A 4,423-nucleotide genomic window follows, 5' to 3' on the forward strand; every position below is an offset into this window, starting at 1 on the left:
CGTCCCCTGCCGGCCCTCATCGTGCGTGACCATGGCGTCACCGCCTGGGGGCAGACGATCTCCGAGGCCTTGCGGCATTTCGAGGCGGTGGAGTTCCTCCTCACCCTGCTCGCGCGAGGGTTTTAGGCGGCTTCCATCTCGACCTATCGCTCAAGGCCCGGCCCCGAGGAGGCGGTGGCGATCCGTATTTCCGAGGGCCTCCCTTACATCCCTCGCGAAACCTGATCACCACACCCCTGGGGCCCTTAGTTACGGTGGCCACACTCACCACCGTGTATCCTTATACATCCCCACAAGCGCATTGACGCTAACTACTCAAGTTAAGAATTGGATGGGCTAGCGGTATCTGTCCGAACCTGTGGCAGACTCGTGTTTCATGGTTACTCGCCCAGCGCGCCCTCGCATACACAAACGGCTCGAACTCCTGAGCGTATTTCAAGATAAACAGCCTTCTCGCCCACGTATGTTGAACCTAAGATCAAGATTTACTCGTCATTTACCAAAACTGACCAGCTCTTTCCCTCATCAAGTCCTCGCGCCAGATGCTCGAAAAACTTGAATCTCGCGGGAAATCCGTCGTTATAACTAATCCCACCCATATGGAACCAGCTGTGATCTATCATTTCCATTCGACGCGATTCCCCGGTCAAAGGATCCTTCCTAGTTATAGATTCACTCGTGGCAAGTCGTAGCTCCCGCCAATCATAATGGCGATAAAGACAGCGATAGTTTCGCCCTCCCGTGTCCAGTTCTCGCGAAAAATCGTAAAGAAAGTTCAGGGGTAGGTCCGTGACAGCAGCAAAGTCGTACATACAGTAGCCGGCCCAGAGGCTCCAACCCTCATCACTGATCTTTACATCGCCAAAAAATGGCTTCCCGCCTAAACGTTCCTCGAGCGAGACGCGTTCGATAGGGATTAGATCATGATCCAGAAAGGCAAATAAACGCGGCTGAATTTCCTGAACAATATTATAAAACGCCCACGTTAAAGCCATGCCGTGAGAACGGTTAACGTGATGCGTTGGATTTTTTGGCAGCGCCAAGTACGAAACGCCGTTATCGGCACAAACACGTTTTATTTCCGCTCTCACAGCTATCCGCTGCGAATTGTCGCAGACTAGCGCAGTCGTATCTGCGAGGTTTTGTTTTATCATGCGCAACTGCCAAGCCAGCGCCCATGGCTGCTCGAATGCGATGATCAACGCAATATTTGTGCCCTTCAGGTGCCGCGTCTCGTCCAGAAACGATTGCAGGGCTGGAGGCCGTATTCTCCTATAAATCGCAAGCAGGGCATCGTTGCGCACCTGCTTGAACGCATGCTGTAAGGGTAAGGCCCGCAGCCATTCCTTTGCCGTGAAGTTTCTTAAACCGCGCATGAGCAACCTACCTCGATACCCGCCGCTTGCGGGCACGGCGGATCAGGTTGCCGATCTGCTTGGGGTTGCGCGCTAAATCTTGCATGCGTGGATTATGGTCGCGTTCCGATAATCAGTCCATATCGGATTTAGCTAATAACAGTCGTTTATGCGCGAATTCCGATAATGTGAAAAATAGAGCAGCCCCTTCGCGCCCAGCCCGCGCACGCGCTTTTGGGCATCAGGGCGGCCTAGGACGCCTCCCATGGATTGAGCGGTGGCGCGCCCGTCACTACTATCGGCAATGGGGCACAGATATCGCGCATGTGACGAGCGCGTGTCGACATCGGTTGAGCGCGTCCTCCTGTTCTGCCTGGACGAGGGGCCCGGAGGCCAGGCCGCGGGGTTTTCTCGACGCACCGCGTGCGTATGTGACAGCCATCGAACCTCAAAGTTGTGATTGGTTTCTCTCTTTTCGGTCGCGGCGACACCGCGTCGCAAAACCGGAAGTAGTGATTGACTGGGATTGGGTGCGTCTGTATCCTTAAACCGGAACATGTGGTTGCGGCGAGTGCCACTTCATTCCACCAGTAGGAGGCAGTATGCCCATAGCAACGCAATCGCAAACACAAGCCGAGTCCTACCTCGCCTCGCCGGAGTTCGAGCGGGCGATAACGAGCGACGACGGACAGGCGGCCCAGCAGCATCTCGATGCAGGCCGCCCGATTTACTACGGCGATGCGCGTTTCCCGGAAGGTCTCGTGAAGAAGTACCCAGATGGCCGCAAGCAATTGGTATCGGTGAGCACCGACGGCAAGGTGTTTGTTATTCGGGACCTCTGATGCCGCAACTCTGGATCGTCGCCGGCCCCAACGGCGCCGGCAAGAGCACCCTTGCAGATCGCTGGCTGTCGCCGCGCATCCCGGTCGTATCGCCCGACACCCTCGCCGCCGGAAGCAGTCTTAACCCCATTCAGGCAGGCAGGGCTGCCGTCGCGGAGCAAGAGCGCCTACTGGCCGCTGGCGACAGTTTCGCGATCGACACCACCCTATCCGGCAACCGCGAACTGGCGCTCATGAAACGCGCGGCCGACGCCGGCTACAAGGTCAATCTGATCTTCGTCTGCCTTGAGAGCCTGGCGCTGTGCCAGGCGCGCATTCTGGAGCGTACGGAGAGCGGCGGTCATGCCGTCCCACCCAAGGATGTCGCCCGTCGCTACGGTCGTAGCCTTGCAAATCTGCCCTCAGCTTGCGTGCTAGCCGAGCGGGTGTTCGTCCTGGACAACACCAGAGAAAAGCGCCGGCTGTTGCTCTCCGTCGAGCGGGACCGCGTCAAGCACTTGTCGGGCAATTTGCCGCAGTGGGCGAAAGAGGCGATCCCGCCTCGCTTCACCCGCTCCCGTGCTCACGATCTCGGCCGGTAATGCCCGCAAACATTCTTAACCTGCCGGCCTACGTGGTCACGGCATTACATGAGAACGAGCACGACTACCATATCCACGCGACCGTCAAGGCCATGCCGGCCTGTCCATATTGCGGGAGCAGCGACCTGAGCGGCTTTGGGCGGCGTGCGCAGATGGTACGTGACCTACCGTCCCGTGGGCGCCGCGTTGGCCTCTACATCGATACCCGCCGCTTCAAGTGTAACCCGTGCAGCATCAGCCAAGGCAAGACGGTGACGTTCTACGAGCCGCTCCCGGGCATCGATGAGCGCCGGGCCATGACCTCGCGCCTCACGGCCTGGATCGGTAAGCAGGCCACCAAGCGGACGTTCGCCAGCCTCGCCGCGGAAATCGGCGTTGACGAGAAGTCAGTACGCTCCGTCTTCCGGGACTACATTAACGAACTGAAGAAGACGGTCTGCTTCGAAGTACCGAAGTGGATGGGTATAGACGAAATCCACCTGATCCGGCCTCGGTGCGTCATTACCAACGTCGCTAACAACACCATCGTCGACATCCTCCACAACCGGAACAAGGAGACGGTGGTCCGGTATCTAGATCACCTGGAACGCAAAGATCAGATTCAGTACGTGGCGATGGACATGTGGGCGCCGTATCGCGACGCCTGTGCGGCTGTCATCCCGGACGCCAAGGTGATCGTCGATAAGTTTCACGTTGTCAAGATGGCGAACGAGGCGATGGAGGTGATCAGGAAGTCATTGCGCGAACGCCTGACACCTAAGCAGCGCCGCGGACTGATGCACGATCGCTGGGTGCTTCTCAAGCGCGAGCGCGACCTAACCGACGAGGGCAGCCAGCTGCTGTCGGGCTGGGTTAGAAACTACCCGGAGCTCGGCTTGGCGTACCGCCTCAAGGAAGACTTCTTTGGCATCTACGATGCGAGGTCGCCCGACGAGGCGCAGGGCCGCTTCCTTCAATGGAAGGATCAAATCACGCCAGAGATCGCACCGGCATTCCTCGACCTGGTGCGAGCCTGGGGCAACTGGGCTCCGTGGATTCTGGAGTATTTCAACCACCCGATTGCCCATGCCCACACCGAGTCACTGAACAAGCTGATCCGTGTAATGAACCGCATCGGCCGGGGCTACAGTTTCGAGGCGCTGCGCGTCAAGATTCTGTTCGCGGAGGGGGCGCACAAGCGCACCAACGGTCGGCCGAAGCTCGCTAGGAAGAAGGTCTCGGCACAGGCGCTCAAGGAGACATTGTATTGGAAGGGTCGCGAGGGCATGGAGGCAGTTGGGCTAGAAGGAGCGCACTTCTTCCACAAGCCGCGCGTCACGCCGAAGCCCCTTCCGAAGGCGTCATCAGCGGAGTTGCCAGAACCGCCGAAGAACTACGGCGTCGGTATTTCAACACTGACGCGCTTGTTGGAAAACGGCGAGCTGTGAGCCCGCTTCGATCACAGCTTCCGGATATCCGTTTTCCCGATGCATCGCGTGCGTGACAGCCGCTGAACCTAAGAATGGCGGTTGGCTGCCCCCACTCCTTCTATCCGGCTGTGCCAGGCCCGAACGTGGCGCTAAGGGGCCTGATCGTTGGGAATCCCTCGACGCGCGACATGCGCCGGGTATCGAAAGAATTTTGCGACATATTCGTCATATTTTTC

General features: G+C 58.2%; 5 protein-coding genes. 4 read left to right on the forward strand and 1 reads right to left on the reverse strand.

The annotated features are described in order from the left end of the window. Nucleotides 1-21 precede the first annotated feature (21 nt). Nucleotides 22-126 carry a class II aldolase/adducin family protein gene (locus ACYCTF_RS14075; protein ID WP_461283876.1) on the forward strand — a complete coding sequence of 35 codons (105 nt, stop codon included), beginning with the start codon at nucleotides 22-24 and terminating at the stop codon, nucleotides 124-126. A 359-nt stretch (nucleotides 127-485) separates the two neighbouring features. Here the strand turns inward: ACYCTF_RS14075 and ACYCTF_RS14080 are convergent, their stop codons facing one another. Further along, nucleotides 486-1,376, reverse strand: a complete 891-nt coding sequence (locus ACYCTF_RS14080; RefSeq protein WP_461284370.1) for a hypothetical protein — start codon at nucleotides 1,374-1,376, stop codon at nucleotides 486-488. A gap of 581 nt (nucleotides 1,377-1,957) precedes the next feature. On the opposite strand from ACYCTF_RS14080, the gene ACYCTF_RS14085 reads away from it, so the two are divergent. From ACYCTF_RS14085 to ACYCTF_RS14095, 3 genes are read left to right on the forward strand one after another with little or no spacing between them, the layout of a single operon-like run. Next, on the forward strand, nucleotides 1,958-2,197 hold the full coding sequence (locus ACYCTF_RS14085; RefSeq protein WP_461284371.1) for a hypothetical protein: 240 nt from the start codon (nucleotides 1,958-1,960) through the stop codon (nucleotides 2,195-2,197). Further along, complete coding sequence (locus tag ACYCTF_RS14090) at nucleotides 2,197-2,778, forward strand: AAA family ATPase (RefSeq protein ID WP_461284372.1); 582 nt, start codon at nucleotides 2,197-2,199, stop codon at nucleotides 2,776-2,778. The genes ACYCTF_RS14085 and ACYCTF_RS14090 overlap by 1 nt, the downstream gene beginning before the upstream one ends. Then, entirely contained in the window at nucleotides 2,778-4,205 is a 1,428-nt protein-coding gene (locus ACYCTF_RS14095) for an ISL3 family transposase (RefSeq protein ID WP_461285075.1), read from the forward strand. Before ACYCTF_RS14090 ends, ACYCTF_RS14095 begins: the two co-directional genes overlap by 1 nt. Nucleotides 4,206-4,423 lie beyond the last annotated feature (218 nt).

It is taken from the genome of Acidiferrobacter sp., from assembly GCF_054609335.1.

What these genes read in the sequence shown, in the direction of transcription:
- ACYCTF_RS14080 (WP_461284370.1), bottom strand. Translation starts at nt 1,376, where the DNA reads ATGCGCGGTTTAAGAAACTTCACGGCAAAGGAATGGCTGCGGGCCTTA.
- ACYCTF_RS14085 (WP_461284371.1), top strand. Translation starts at nt 1,958, where the DNA reads ATGCCCATAGCAACGCAATCGCAAACACAAGCCGAGTCCTACCTCGCC.
- ACYCTF_RS14090 (WP_461284372.1), top strand. Translation starts at nt 2,197, where the DNA reads ATGCCGCAACTCTGGATCGTCGCCGGCCCCAACGGCGCCGGCAAGAGC.
- ACYCTF_RS14095 (WP_461285075.1), top strand. Translation starts at nt 2,778, where the DNA reads ATGCCCGCAAACATTCTTAACCTGCCGGCCTACGTGGTCACGGCATTA.